At 69.1% G+C, this 14,182-nt stretch carries 9 protein-coding genes and 1 pseudogene; 7 read left to right on the forward strand and 3 right to left on the reverse strand.

Features of this window, described 5'->3' with window-relative positions:
• The first annotated feature begins 827 nt into the window (after window positions 1-827).
• Window positions 828-3,140 (forward strand): PQQ-binding-like beta-propeller repeat protein, encoded by a 2,313-nt coding sequence (locus F4X11_20270; protein MYN67332.1) that lies wholly within the window; start codon window positions 828-830, stop codon window positions 3,138-3,140.
• A gap of 50 nt (window positions 3,141-3,190) precedes the next feature.
• Here F4X11_20270 and F4X11_20275 read toward each other — a convergent pair whose 3' ends face one another.
• Both F4X11_20275 and F4X11_20280 read right to left on the reverse strand, forming a co-directional pair.
• Complete coding sequence (locus tag F4X11_20275; GenBank protein ID MYN67333.1) at window positions 3,191-3,625, reverse strand: hypothetical protein; 435 nt, start codon at window positions 3,623-3,625, stop codon at window positions 3,191-3,193.
• Window positions 3,622-3,954: a PadR family transcriptional regulator gene (locus tag F4X11_20280; GenBank protein MYN67334.1), complete on the reverse strand. Its 333-nt coding sequence runs from the start codon at window positions 3,952-3,954 to the stop codon at window positions 3,622-3,624. The genes F4X11_20275 and F4X11_20280 overlap by 4 nt, the downstream gene beginning before the upstream one ends.
• Window positions 3,955-4,149: 195 nt before the next feature.
• On the opposite strand from F4X11_20280, the gene F4X11_20285 reads away from it, so the two are divergent.
• Window positions 4,150-5,112, forward strand: a complete 963-nt coding sequence (locus F4X11_20285; protein MYN67335.1) for a hypothetical protein — start codon at window positions 4,150-4,152, stop codon at window positions 5,110-5,112.
• A 12-nt stretch (window positions 5,113-5,124) separates the two neighbouring features.
• Here F4X11_20285 and F4X11_20290 read toward each other — a convergent pair whose 3' ends face one another.
• Window positions 5,125-6,672 (reverse strand): ATP-binding protein, encoded by a 1,548-nt coding sequence (locus F4X11_20290; protein ID MYN67336.1) that lies wholly within the window; start codon window positions 6,670-6,672, stop codon window positions 5,125-5,127.
• Window positions 6,673-6,975: 303 nt separating this feature from the next.
• Here F4X11_20290 and ggt point away from each other — a divergent pair, with 303 nt between their 5' ends.
• From ggt to F4X11_20315, 5 genes and pseudogenes are all read left to right on the forward strand, one after another.
• Window positions 6,976-8,829 (forward strand): gamma-glutamyltransferase, encoded by a 1,854-nt coding sequence (gene ggt / locus F4X11_20295; GenBank protein ID MYN67337.1) that lies wholly within the window; start codon window positions 6,976-6,978, stop codon window positions 8,827-8,829.
• A 177-nt stretch (window positions 8,830-9,006) separates the two neighbouring features.
• Window positions 9,007-10,260: a hypothetical protein gene (locus tag F4X11_20300; protein ID MYN67338.1), complete on the forward strand. Its 1,254-nt coding sequence runs from the start codon at window positions 9,007-9,009 to the stop codon at window positions 10,258-10,260.
• Window positions 10,261-10,357: 97 nt separating this feature from the next.
• Window positions 10,358-11,113: pseudogene (locus tag F4X11_20305) on the forward strand (hypothetical protein).
• 328 nt (window positions 11,114-11,441) lie between these two features.
• The gene (locus F4X11_20310) at window positions 11,442-12,803 is read left to right on the forward strand and encodes a Fic family protein (GenBank protein ID MYN67339.1); all 1,362 of its coding nucleotides are present in this window, start codon (window positions 11,442-11,444) and stop codon (window positions 12,801-12,803) included.
• Window positions 12,804-12,874: 71 nt separating this feature from the next.
• Window positions 12,875-14,182: hypothetical protein (locus F4X11_20315; protein MYN67340.1), on the forward strand; the 1,308-nt coding region annotated here is incomplete at its 3' end.

Consider the following 14,182-nt stretch of genomic DNA (forward strand, 5'->3'; position numbering starts at 1 on the left):
TCCGGTTCTTCGATCGGGCCAGCACCCTGGACGACGCGTCGATCGGTTTTCGCCGCAATGAACCGGATGTCGTGGCGATCGCGCTGGCCCAGCTCAGAGAACAGGCGTCCGGGTGATCGCCTTCCATTTCCCCGGCGCCATCGAGCGGTTCAGCAACAAGAAAGCGAGCCGGAGTCGAGCGCGTCCGACCGGGTCGAACGCCGTCGACGTTCGGCGTGTCGTCCGCGCCCGTTCTTGCCGCCTTGGGCGATTCTCTGGTAGCGTCGACAGCCTGATGGCCGGGAGACAACCCGTGCATGCGGGGCCTGCACGGCGTGGCCCATGTTGGCACGCTTGGGTCCTCGCGCTGGTGCTGGCGCTGGCCGGCGCCACGGCCGTCGCCGCGATCTGCCACGAGGAGCACGCAGCCGAGCACGACTGCGCGGTCTGCGAGCTCCGCCACCAGCCCGCCGCCGGGCTGCCCGGATCCTTGCAGATCGGATTCGCCGACGTTCCGGAACCACTTGAGCCGGCCGTCGAGGGCGGATGGATCGCGTCCGGTCATTTTCGCCGCCTCCCCGCCCGCGCCCCGCCCGCGTAGCGCTGTCCGCACCCACCGTGCGCCCGTCGTGCCGCGATTGCCGGCGAGCCCGCCTGCGTCCGGGGCAACGCGCGCGCCCAGGCGCATCCCGTCGTGCCTGTCGACGCCGTCTGTCGAGATCGACCGCTGACCGCCCGGAGGAACGCACCGATCCTGGCCAACGTGTCGTTGACGGCCGGCGACGACGCGAACGTGGTCTATCGGAACTACACCTCGTTTTCAAGGATCGACGGAGCAGGAGGCGACGATGCGACCAAGCATGAAGGCTACGGCCATCCTGGTGGTCATCCTGGCAGGCTGGACAGGCGCCGGCGACGGCGTCGACGTGACGGCGGCGCAGTCCCCCTTGTCGCCGAGCCCGCCACCTCGAACCGCGCCTCCGCTCCCGGGCGCGGGGTCGGATGCATCCGGGGCCTATATCGGCGATGTGCTCTACGTGCACCTGGGAGACCAGCGACCTGCGTCAGGCGCCGCGACGAGCGCCCGCGGCGCGGCTCTCTACTCGCTGTATCCCGGAGATACGACCTGGACGACGGTCTGGACCGGCAGCGCGGCGCGCGGCGCCGTGCTCCTCGGCGATGGCCGGGATCTGTACCGCGTCGGCGGCGCCGTGGCGACAGGTACGTCTCGGGCCCGATCCGACCTGGAGCGGTGGAGCTGGACCGACGGGCAGTGGGTCGGCCTGACGCCGATGCCGGACGGGCGGACGGACCACGCGGCGGTGGTCGCGGGGCGCGAAATCTGGGTGATCGGCGGATGGGATCCCTCGGTGCACACGGACGATCTCCGCGCGATCTTCCGCGCGCCCACCGTACCACCGGAGGATTGGCGTGACGACGTGCTCGTCGCGGACCTCGACGCGGACCCGGTGTCCTGGACCGTGATCGAGGACGTTTCCCTGCGCCTGCACTCCCTCGCCGCGGCCTTGCACGGCGACGCGATCTGGGTGGCCGGGGGGATGACGCCCGCGGGGCCGGGGCTCGAAGTGTATCGACTGGATCCGCGAGCCCGAACCCTGGCGCCGGGGCCCGTGCCGCCGACTCGCAGCGCCGTCGGGGGCGTCGGCCTCGGCATGGCCGCGACCGGCGGAGCCCTGTACGCGAGCAACCTGAACCAGTTGTTCCGCCTCGACCCGGACGAGCGCGCCTGGCGGGCGCTTGCCTACGATGTCAGCCCGACACGCGTGTACAACGAGCTGGTGGGTGGACCCGGCACGCTGCACATCGTGGGTGGCGCCTCGGGCCGCCGGACCCATGCGGTCGTCGACCGGATCGAGGTGGCGTCGCTGCGGCCGAGCGACGTGGTCGAGGTGCCGCGGCGACCGGAAGACATGGCCGTCGACCGGCCGGTGCTGGCCGGCGAGCAGCGCTGGCCCGGCTTCCGGGGGCCTGCGTACGGTCACAGCCAGGCCTTCGATCTGCCGTTGGTCTGGTCGGACGAGAGGAACCTCGCGTGGCGGCATCCCATCGGCGGCTACGGCCAATCGAGCCCCGTGGTGTGGGACGGCACCGTGTTCGTCACCGCTATCGACGGTCCACTGCGGGAGACGCAGATGGTCGACGCCGTCGATCTGGAGACGGGTGCGCTGCTGTGGCGTCATGCCCTTCCGTCGACCCATCCCGTCGAGGTCACGGATGTCGTCGCGAGGGGTTCGCCGACGCCGTGGGTCGATGGCGAGCGCGTCTACTACCTGTTCGAGAGCGGGGACCTCGGCGCGCTGGACCACGCCGGAGAGCCCGTCTGGTCGCGGTCGCTGAAGGCGGACTACGGCGAGATCGAGGGCTACGGTCTGGGCAGCTCGCTCGCCGCCAACGCCGAGACGCTGTTCGTCCTGGCCGGCCACGAAGGACCGTCGTACCTGCTGGCCGTCGACAAGGCCACCGGCGAGACGCGGTGGAAGGCGGACCATCGCAGGGCGGACCGTCCCTTGCGATCTTCCTGGACGACGCCCATCGTCGTGCCGTCGGACGCCGGCGAGCTCGTGGTGGTCAGCATCACCGGCATGCTCGACGCACACGATGCGGAATCCGGCGAGCGGGTCTGGTGGCTGGACGGTCTCTCCGGCAACAGAATTCCGTCGCCGGTCCTCGCCGGACGGCGCCTCGTCGTCCCGGCAATGGACTCCCGGTCCAACCTCGCCTTGTCGGTCGAGCACCGCGGGCGGCTACTGGACGAGCACGTGTTCTGGCGCGGTCGGTACGCGACGACGTCGATGTCGTCTCCGGTCGCGACCGGAGAAGCGGTCTACTTCACCAACTCGCGCGGCGTGCTTCGGTCACTCGATCTCGGCTCGGGTGAGTCGCGCTGGGCGACGCGTCTGGCGTCGGTCACCTCGGCGACACCGATCGTCAACGGCGACCGCCTGTACGTATTCGGGGCCGACGGCACAACGTCGGTTTTCGCGGTGGACGCGGCCGAACCGATCGAGCTGGCCAGGAACACGCTGCGCGTCTCCGAACGGGTGTACGGGGTGGCCGCCGTCGACGGCGCCCTGTTGTTCAGGACCGGTCGGGAGCTGATCCGGATCGGGCACGCGAGCGCCGGAGGAACGCAACGGTGAGCGGCGACGGGGCGCTCGACGTCTTCCTTGCACGGTGAACACCGCGACCTTCAGGAAGAGCTTCCTGTGTCGGCGATCCGGCGACGGACGTAGAGCGCCACGCCCAACAGGCTCCCCGCGGTCAGGCCGAACACCGGCAGCCACAGGAGCTGCGGGCTCACCAGCGCGACGTGGAACACGAGCGCGACGATGCTCAGACCCCCGATGCCGGCAACGGGTCCACCGCTCAGGTTGATCCGGGGCTCCCGGCGCGGGGTCGGGCGGAGGACGGACTGCGCGAAACGGGCATCGCAGAGGCCCAACGGACCGGTGCGAGGAAGCGCTTCCGGTCCGGCGAGCACCGCGCCCAGGACCTGACGCCACAACCACAGGTGTGACCGTCGGGCGCCGAATTCCTCGACGAGGTCGCCGACCAGCGATTCGTCGTCCACGCGAAGGGCGCGCAGGACAACCAGGGCGAGCCGTGGCGGTCGGGGGCCGGTCATGACGCTGCTCCTTTCAGTTCGGGAATGCCGGTCCACAACGAGACGAGGGCGGACTGCGTGCTCTTGACGGCGTCGATGCCGGCGGGAGTCACCTGGAAGAAGCGTTTGGCGCGGCCTCCCCGCGCCGGCGTGGGATCGCCCACCGACGAGGTTGCGAACCCGTTTCGCTCCAGGCGATCGAGGGCGGCGTACACCGCGCCCAGCACGGCGCGTCGCCCGCCGGTGCGCTCTATCTCGCGCGCGATGCGCACGCCGTACGCGCCCTCTCCGACGCGCAGGATCGCAAGCAGGATCATCAGCTCGAAGTCGGTCAGCAGGTCACGAGGCATTTATTCATAATATACGCAGAAATACGGGTGCGGTTCAAGAGCCCGTCCGCCCAAGAGTTCTGTTGCGCGCGGTCGAGTCCTGATTCATTATGCGGATTCCAGGAGCCGGTGGCGAAGATCGCTCCTTGAATGCAGCGCGGTCTTGCCACGGGCTCCCAGGACGGAGCTTGGCGGGCGGGAAGCAGGGAGGGAGAGATGGCCCATCGATATCTCGCGGCGGCGGTAACGGTGGTGGCGATCGCGGCGCTGGCCCCAGTGGACGCGGGCGGCCAAACGCAGGCGGGCGAGAGCAGCGCGTGGACCTCACCTCGCACCGGGTGGGGCGACCCCGACCTGCAGGGACGCTGGACTAACACCACGACGACCCCGTTGGAGCGGCCGTCCGACCTGGCGGGACGCGAGCTCCTGTCGGAAGAGGAACGCGCGGCCCTCGACGAGGCGGGCGACGTGGCCCGGGAGCAGCGCGGCGTGGCCGCGGGAACGGGCGAGACCGGGTCGTACAACAACTTCTGGGTCGAGCGCGGGGTCAGGATGGCGCGCACCTCGCTCATCGTCGACCCGCCGGACGGCAGGCTGCCGCCGTTCACGCCGTTCGAAGCGGCTCGCCGCCCGGCGCGCGAGAGCTACCGCACGCGGGTACCGGCCGGGCCGGAGGACCGCAATCTCTACGAGCGCTGCCTCTCCCGGGGGATGCCGGGCACGATGATGCCCGGCTTCTACAACCACAACTATCAGATCTTCCAGGCGCCGGGCTACGTCGTGATCCTGGTCGAGATGATCCACGACGCCAGGATCATCCCCCTCGATGGACGCTCCCATGTGGACGAGGGGATTCGGCAGTGGCTGGGCGACTCGCGCGGCCGGTGGGAAGGCGACACGCTGGTGGTCGAGACCACCAACTTCATCCCGGTGAACGGGCGCGCGCTGACCGTGTTCGGCGCCAACGCGACGACGCTGCTCGTCGAACGCTTCACGCGGACCGACGACGACACGATCGACTACGAGTTCACCGTGAGCGATCCCATCGAGTACACGCGCCCGTGGACGGCGTCGATTCCCATGACGAGTCTCGACGGGCTGCTCTACGAGTACGCGTGTCACGAGGGGAACTACGGCCTCGAGAACATACTGGTGGGGGCGCGGGCCGAGGAACAGTAGGGCGGACGGCGATCAAACCTGCTCCACGTCGAACGCGGCCAGGTTGCGGGCTTCCTTGCTGAATTCCACCGCGATCAGATGGATCGGCTCGCCCCGGCTGCGGTACTTGTCCGCGTAGCGCTTCGCCTTCAACTGCGCCATCGCGGCGCCCTCGGGCGCCAGCTCCACCACCTTGAACTCGAACAGGTACACCTGGCCGTTGAAGCGCACCGCCATGTCCAGCCGGCCGTGGCTGCTGCTGTCCTCCACCACCACGTCCAGCCCCAGCCCCGCGAAGTACGAGTAGAACACGCTGGCGTAGAAGCCTTCGTAGCTCGCGATGTCGTTGTTCGTGTACCACTGATGGGGAATGCTGGCGAAGAACGCCTCGAACAGCGCCGCGAGGCCCGAGAAGTCGTTGGCCAGCAGCAGATCGTAGAGCCGCGCGCTGTGCGCCGTCGGCCGCGACGCATTCCCCGTCATGCGGCTCAGCAGGCTCCGGTTCAGGCTCTGGCGCACCTCCCGGTTCGGATACCCCAGCCGATAGAACATGACCCCGCCCCGGGGCTCCGCACGCTGGATGGTCAGGTAGCCGGTCTGGAACAGCAGCGCCTCGGTCGGCATGTCGCCGACGTCGAACGTCGACAGCAACTCCGCGCTGCCCACCATTCCGTCCAGCGCCAGCGAGCTCACGCGCCGGTCGAACAGCGTGTCCACCAGAAACGTCGGCGTGCCGGTCTCGAACCAGTGCGCGGCGAACTCGCGCGTGTCGAACAGCAGCAGGATGTCGAACGGGTTGTAGACCTTCTCCTCGCCGCGCCAACTGTAGCCGTTGTACCAGTCCCGGACCTGGTTCCGGTCCAGGCCGCCGAGCTCCGGCGCGAACACGATGTCGAGGTCCGCGTCGGTGTAGCCGCAGATGGCCGAATAGGGCGGGTGCAGCGTGATGTCCCTGAGGTTATTGAGGCCGGAGAACAGGCTGACCTTGGAGAACTTGCTCACGCCGGTGATGAAGCTGAAGCGGATGTGCGCGTCGCTGTCCTTGATGACCGCGTAGAGGCCGCGCAGGAAGTCGCGGTTGGCGCGGGCGAGCTCCGGCGCGTCCAGCGCGTCCAGAATCGGCTTGTCGTACTCGTCCACCAGGACGACGGCCCGCTGCCCGGCCTGCGCGCTCGACACCCGGACCAGATGCCCGAAGCGCTCCGCGGCCGTGTCGTAGCGGGAAGCGACGCCGAGCTGTTCCTCCAGGACATCGAGCTGGGCCATCAGGTTGATGTGCAGGTAGCCCGGTTCCTTGAAGTTGCCGCTGCCGAAGCTGAGGCGCAGCACGGGATGGCGCACCGACCAGTCCCACCGGCCGTGGATGGCGAGTCCCCCGAAGAGCGGCTCGTTGCCCTCGAACAGCTCCTTGCAGGTGTCGAGGAACAGGCTCTTGCCGAAGCGCCGCGGACGCGACAGGAAGTAGTGCTTGGCCTCGTCGAGGAGCCGACCGATGTAGGCGGTCTTGTCCACGTAGTAGCAATGCTCCTCCCGGATTTCGCGGAAGGTCTGCACGCCGATGGGCAGCTTGCGTCGCGTCATGGAACGCACACGGATCGTGGCCTCATCCTGTCGCAACCCGTATTGTCGCATCCGAGGCCGGATGTTCGCGCGTGGCTTCAACGTGCACGCCTGTCGGCGCGTTGTCCGCGGTGGCGGTCCGGTAGCTGCCCGGGGAGAGCTCCGGGTCGGAGACGCCGTCGATTGACGCACGACACCGGGGTTGCGCGGGAGTAGACTTGGGCTGATTGCACGGTGCCGGCGTCTCCGGCGTGCCAACCGCAGGCCCGTGCCCGTTTAGATAGCCGCGTCTCTCGGAAGCACCCGGAACCGAAGGAGGCAGCGATGGCTGCACCCCGCATCCTCTTCGGCATGTCATTCCTCATGGCTCTGATGGCGTTCAGCTTCCCGCTCCACTTGGCCGCGCAACCGGGGAGCGCCGGCTCGGCGGCAGTGCGCGCCGCGCCGGACTTCCGCACGGTCCGCCCCGTCATCCGCGGGCAGGAGTACGCGGTCAGCTCGATGAAGGCGCAGGCGACGGCCGCCGCGGTCGAGATACTCGACGCGGGCGGCAATGCCTTCGACGCCGCGGTGGCGGGGCAGGCGGTGCTGGCCCTGGTCGACCCGGCGATGAACGGCATCGGAGCCGACGCCGTCGTGCTGGTCTACGATGCCGAGGCGAAGCAGGTCTACTCGATCAACGCGGAGGGGATGGCGCCGGCGTTGGCCACCATCGAGTGGTACGAGGAGCACAACAACGGCGAGCTGCCGCGCAGCGACGGGCTGCTGGCCGCGTCCACGCCCGGCGTGGTCGACGCCTGGTACCTCCTGCTCGACCGCTGGGGGACGATGACCTTCGAGCAGACGCTGCGGCGGGCGATTGCGGTCGCGGCCGAGGGTTTCCCCGTCAGCGAAGGACTCAGCCGCACCATCGCCAACTCGTCGAAGATCCGCAAGTACCCGACGACCATGAAGGTCTACTTCCCGGACGGCCGCGCGCCGGCGCCGGGCGAGATCTTCCGCAATCCCGACGCCGCCCGCGTGCTGGAGAAGATCGTCGAGTCCGAGCGCGAGAACGCCCACCTGGGCCGGTCGGCGGCGCTGAAGGCGGGGCGCGACCGCTTCTACAAGGGCGACATCGCCCGCGACATGGCGAGGTTCTTCGAGGAGCACGGCGGCCTCTACCGCTACGAGGACTTCGCCGCCTTCACCGCCCAGGTGGAGACGCCGGTCTCGACCAACTACCGCGGCTACGACGTCTACAAGAACCCGTCGGCCAGCCAGGGGCCGGCCGAGCTGTTCACCCTGAACATCCTGGAGGGCTTCGACCTCGTCGCCATGCGCCACAACAGCGCCGACTACATCCACACGAGCGCCGAGGCGCTGAAGCTGGCCTTCGCCGACCGCGACAAGTATCTCGGCGACCAGGACGTCGTCCCCATCCCCTACGAGGGGCTGCTGTCGAAGGACTACGCGGCCGAGCGCCGCGCGCTGGTCGACCCGGACGAGGCGTCGCTGGAGTTCCGGCCGGGCAGTCCCGAGCGGTTCATGGACAACCCGCCCCCGACCCCGGCCCACCCGCGCGTCACCTTCGCGGGCGAGGCCGATCACGAGGGCGACACCAGCTACATCGCGGTGGTCGACGGCGACCGCAACATGGTGAGCTTCGAGCCCAGCCTGCACAGCGGCTTCGGGACCGGCGTGGTCGTCGGCGACCTCGGGTTCAGCTTTACGTGCCGGGGCGACTACTACTCGCTGGTCCACGGCGAGGCCAATGCCCTGGCGCCGGGCAAGCGGCCGCGCAGCACGCTGCAGAGCACGCTGGTGATGAAGGACGGCGCGCCTTGGGGCATCCTGGGCAGCCCCGGCGGCGATGACCAGATCATGCGGACGATGCAGACCCTGCTGAACATGGTGGAGTTCAACATGAACGTGCAGCAAGCCATAGAGGCGCCGCGCTGGTCGACGCGCAGCTTCCCGGCCTCGCCGTTCCCGCACACCATGTATCCCGGCGACCTGTCGGTGGAGCGGGGCATCTCGGCCGAGGTGCGCGCGGTGCTGGAGGCGAAGGGCCACGCGCTGCGGGTCCGCCCGGAGTGGTCGATGGGCTCGAACGCGGCGATCATCGTGGACCACGAGCACGGCGTGCTGGCGGCCGGCGTCGACCCCCGGACGGAGGGGGTGGCCTGGGCGAAGTGATGCGGCGGCACACGGTAGTGATGCGCTTCTCCACTCGTGTGCAGGCGGGCGAGGTGCCGGCCGTGGCAGATCGCGATGCCGCGGTCCACGAGTGGTATCGCAAGTAGCGGCGCGAACGGGACGGCGGCGGATGGGAGTCCGAATGTCGGGCTCCCGCATCGGGATTGGAGGTTCGACATGAGACGACGCGTGCTCGAGCTGTTCGGCGTGGCGGCGGCGGTCGCCGGCGTCATCGTGCTTCTGCAGTGGGCCCCGGTGCCCGTGGAGGGGCAGGCGCAGCAGCCTACCGACCAATCGGACGCGGAGCCGGCCACCCCCACCCCGTGGGGCGAGCCGGACCTGCAGGGCATCTGGACCACCGACTTCCTGATCCCGCTGGAGCGGCCCGCCCGCTTCGCGGACCAGGAGTTCCTGACCGACGAGCAGCGGGCCGAGCTGGACCAGGAGCGGGCGCGCATCATCTACCAGGACACCCGCTACGCCGACAGGGGCAGCGAGCAGGACGTGGGCGGCGCCTACAGCGCCGCGATCTACCTGTCGCACAAGTACATGGGCCGGCGGACGTCGCTGATCATCGATCCGCCCGACGGCCGGATTCCGCCGCTGACGCCCGAGGCGCAGGCGCGCCGCGACGCCATCCGCGAGTACCAGCTCGCGCTGATCCAGGCCACCGCGGTCTGCCGCGACAACCTGCCGTCCTGCGCGGGCGGCACGTACGGGCCGCCGTCGCCGCGCCGCAACGAGCCGCCGCCGTTCTATCCCGCGACGGGCGCCGCGGCGGGCGGGTCGTTCAACCGCTCCGACGGTCCCGAGGATCGCGGCCTCGGCGAGCGCTGCATGCAGGCCAAGCTGCCGGACTTCGGGGGCGCGGCCGGCTACTTCCTGCAGATCGTGCAGTCGCCCGAGACCGTGTCGATCTTCTACGACACCGGGCAGGGCCAGGGCTGGCAGCGGGTCATCCCCGTGACCGACCGCCCGCACCTGCCGCCGCACATCCGGCAGTGGTGGGGCGATTCGCGCGGCCGCTGGGAGGGCGACACGCTGGTGGTCGACGTCACCAACTTCACGCCCAAGACCGACTACCAGGGCTCGCGCGAGAACCTGCACCTGGTGGAGCGCTGGCGCCGCGTCGACGCCGAGACGCTGGAGTACATCGTCACGATGAACGACCCGACGACGTGGACGGCGCCCTGGACCGTCGCGCTGGAGCTGAGCCGGCAGAGCGACCAGCTCAACCGCATCTACAAGGAGCCCCGCTGCCACGAGGGCAACTACGGCATGCCCGCCCTGCTGCGGGGCTCGCGCGCCGAGGAGCGGGAGTTCGCCGAGGGCACCGGCCCGGATCCGGCCACGCTGTGCAGCGCCGGGTGCGGCGGGTTCGCCGCGGGCTTCGCCGACTCGGGCGACGAGGTCAATCCGCTGCAGCGGTGACAGGGGGTTCAACGTGCGAAACCGAGTGATATACGGAGGCTCGATAGTCACCGCGGTGCTCGTGACGGCGGCCGTGACCGCCGTCATCACCGCGTCGATGACCGGCGCGGCCGGTCAGGGGCAGGAGGCGGCCAACGCGGTCCGCACCGTCGACGGCCGGCCCGACTTCAGCGGCATCTGGCAGGCGAACAACGAGGCGCACTGGGACCTGGAGGCCCACGCCGCGCGCCCCGGCATGGTGACGCAGCAGGGGGCGTATCCGTTCGACTTCGTCGAGGTCCCCGCGGCGCCGGTGCTCGCGCTGGGCGCGGCCGGCGGCGTTCCCGGCTCGCTGGGCGTCGTCGGGGGCGACGGCCGGATCCCCTACACCCCGGAGGCGCGGGCCATCAAGGACGAGAACGCGGCCAACTGGATCGACCGCGACCCCGAGCTCAAGTGCTACCTGCCGGGGATCCCGCGGGCGATGTACATGCCCCACCCGTTCCAGATCGTGCAGAGCACGAACAAGATCCAGATGGCGTTCGCGTTCACCAGCACGGCGCGCACCATCCACCTGGACGACGTGGAGCTGCCGCCCGACTGGACCTACATGGGGCACTCGGAGGGCCGCTGGGAGGGCGACACGCTGGTGGTCGAGGTCACCGAGTTCAACGGCAAGAACTGGTTCGACCGGGCCGGCAACTTCCACAGCGAGGCGCTGCGGCTGGAGGAGCGCTTCACGCCGATCTCGCCCGACGCCATCCACTACGAGGTGACGATTACCGATCCGAACACCTTCACCGAGCCGTGGACGATCTCCATGCCGCTCTACCGCCGGCTGGAGGAGAACATGCAGCTCCTGGAGTACCGCTGCATCGAGTTCGTCGAGGAGTTCCTCTACGGGCACGTGCGCAAGGAGCAGCTCGTCACCACCTGGGAGGGGGAGACGATCATCGTCGACATCCGGCGGAAGGTGCCGCCGGGGGACGCGTTCTACGACTGGTACCGCAAGTGAGCCGCGGCCGTGGGGGCGCGCCGCTGGCTTGTCGCGAGTGTTGCATTTCCATCAAGATTCATCAATAGTTGTAGAATTGATGAATCCTTGATGGACTCGACCCGGCCAGGCACGGGGACCAAGGCGATGGTGCATTTTCATCAGTGTTCATCAATAGTGCTGGATTCGATGATTCGGAAGCAGGCTGATGAAGAGGCCCGTCGCACCGCCGCCGCTCGAGGAACTCCTCGAGCAACACAAGCAGCGTCTACCTGAGGTGCTGAGGCTCGGCGGGCAACCGACGGTGGACGGTCACTACATCCACTGGGACAAGCTGCGGCGAAAGATACCCCGGCCGGCCGACCTGAGCGCCGGGGAGTGGTGGACCGGCATCCGGTTGGCCCGGTTCACTCAGTCCAGATCACTCCCGCTCCGGGGTACGGGCGGCCGGCCGTTCCTCTACATGCTCCCGGACCGTGTCCACGAGGCGTTGCACCGTATCGACCGCGGCGCCAGCGGTCGGATCGGTGTCACCGAGGCAGTGACCAACCCGGCGACTCGCGATCGGTTCATCGTCAATTCCCTGATTCGCGAGGCGATTACATCGAGCCAGCTCGAAGGGGCGACGACGACACGCGCCGCCGCGGCGAAGATGATCCGCGCGGGGCGGCGTCCGCGAAATCGCAGCGAACGGATGATTCTGAACAACTATCGGGCGATGCGCGAGGTCCGCGAGATGAAGGATCGGCCGTTGACCGCCGAGGCTGTGCTCGCCCTGCATCGAGCGGTCACCGACGGCACGCTGGACGATCCGGCTGCCGCCGGCCGGCTGCAGCTCCCGGCCGAAGATCGCGTCGAGGTTTGGGACGCCGACGGGCAGGTGCTTCACCGACCGCCCCCGGCGGAACAGTTACCGGAACGGCTGCGTGCGATGGTCGAGTTCGCCAACGCCGAGGACGGGGCGCAGACGACGCAGGACGACCGCTTTCTGCATCCGGTCATCCGCGCGATCATGCTGCACTTCTGGCTCGCGTACGACCATCCGTTCGCCGATGGCAACGGGCGCACCGCCCGAGCGCTCTTCTACTGGGCGATGCTGCGCCGCGGCTACTGGATGTTCGAGTTCCTGTCGATCAGCCGGTTTCTCAAGGCTGCTCCCGTGCAGTATGCCCAGGCCTTTCTCCATGCCGAGACCGACGGGAGCGACGCGACCTACTTCATCGTGCACCAGGTCGACATCATCCTGCGGGCGCTCGACGCGCTGGACCGGTATCTCCAGTTGAAGGCGGCGCAGGCGGCACGGATCGACCACCTGCTCCGCGAACGGACGGACCTGAACCACCGCCAGCTCGCACTTCTCGCGCACGCGGTTCGGCACCCGGACTGGGAGTACACAACGCGGTCCCACATGACCAGTCACGCCGTGGTCTACGCCACTGCCCGCGCGGATCTGTTCCGATTGGCGGAATTGAGTCTGCTCGACCGGCAAAAGCGTGGACGCAAGCTCAACGTCTTCCAGGCGCCGCCGGATCTCGAAGCGCGAATCCGGAGGCTTCGATCCGCGCACTGATACCGCAGCCGCTACCGGCAACGCCTCCCGCGGGTTGCGGCAACGGCTGACGGGAGGGCAGACTGTTCGTCGTGGGACGCGCAATCTCCCTCTCGCCGGCCGGCGCCTTCGGGGCCGCGCTGGTTCCCGCGCTCGCCCTGGCGGCGTTCGTTCTGGTCGACCGCGTCCACGACAACCCGACGCTCTTCCGCGCGTTCCTCGGCGCCGCGCTCGCGCTCGGTGTGTGGAACGTCGTCCTGCTCGCCGCGTCGCAGCGCGGCGGCCGGCGCCGGACGCTGGAGATCGCCCCGCGCGCGCAGCACTACGTCCAGGCCTGCGCGCAGGCGTCCGTCCTGCTCTACTGGGGCTGGCACTGGGCCCCCGTCTACGACTTCGTCCCGCTCATCGCCGGCCAGCTCGTCTTCGCCTACGGGTTCGACCTGCTGCTCGGCTGGTCGCGGCGCGATACGCACCGGCTCGGCTTCGGCCCCGTCCCCGTCATCTTCAGCATCAACCTGTTCCTCTGGTTCACCGACGACTGGTTCCACTTCCAGTTCCTGCTGGTGGCCATCGGCTTCGCGGCCAAGGAGCTGATCCGCTGGGAGCGGGACGGCCGCCTCGTCCACATCTTCAACCCCGCGTCGTTCCCGCTCGCGGTCTTCGCGCTCGCGCTCATCGTCACCGGAATGAGCGACGTCACGCGGGCGCAGGACATCGCCATCTCGCAGTTCTATCCGCCGCAGATGTACCTGTGGATCTTCCTCATCGCGCTGCCCGGCCAGTACCTCTTCGGCGTGACGACGATGACGATGGCCGCGGTGGTCTCGACGTATCTGTTCGGACTCGCCTACTTCGCGGTGACCGGGGTCTACTTCTTCTACGACTCGTACATCCCGATCGCGGTGTTTCTCGGGATGCACCTGCTGTTCACGGATCCGTCGACCTCGCCGCGCACGGAGCTGGGGCGCATTGCGTTCGGGGTGCTCTACGGGTTGAGCACGGTCGTGCTGTACGTGGTGCTGGGCCGGGTCGGAGCGCCGACTTTCTACGACAAGCTGCTGCAGGTGCCGTTGCTGAACGTGTCGGTGATCGCGATCGACCGGGCGGCGCGGTCGGGGGTCTTGCGGCGGTTCGATCCGGCGGCGCTCGGGCGCGCGCTGGCGCCGCGGCGGCGGCACCTGGCGTACATGGGCGTGTGGGCCGTCGTGTTCGCGGGGATGAGTGCGGCAGGCGGGGTCGGGGATCGGCATCCCGGACAGTGGGTGCCGTTCTGGCAGCAGGCCTGCGAGGAGGGGCGACCGCACGCCTGCGGCTTCCTGGTCGCGAAGCAGTCCGGGCTCTGCAACATGGGTTCCGGATGGGCGTGCAACGAGGCGGGGGGGCTGCAGGCGGGGCTCGGC

It is taken from the genome of Acidobacteriota bacterium (assembly GCA_009861545.1).
Classification (GTDB): Bacteria; Acidobacteriota; Vicinamibacteria; order Vicinamibacterales; family UBA8438; genus WTFV01.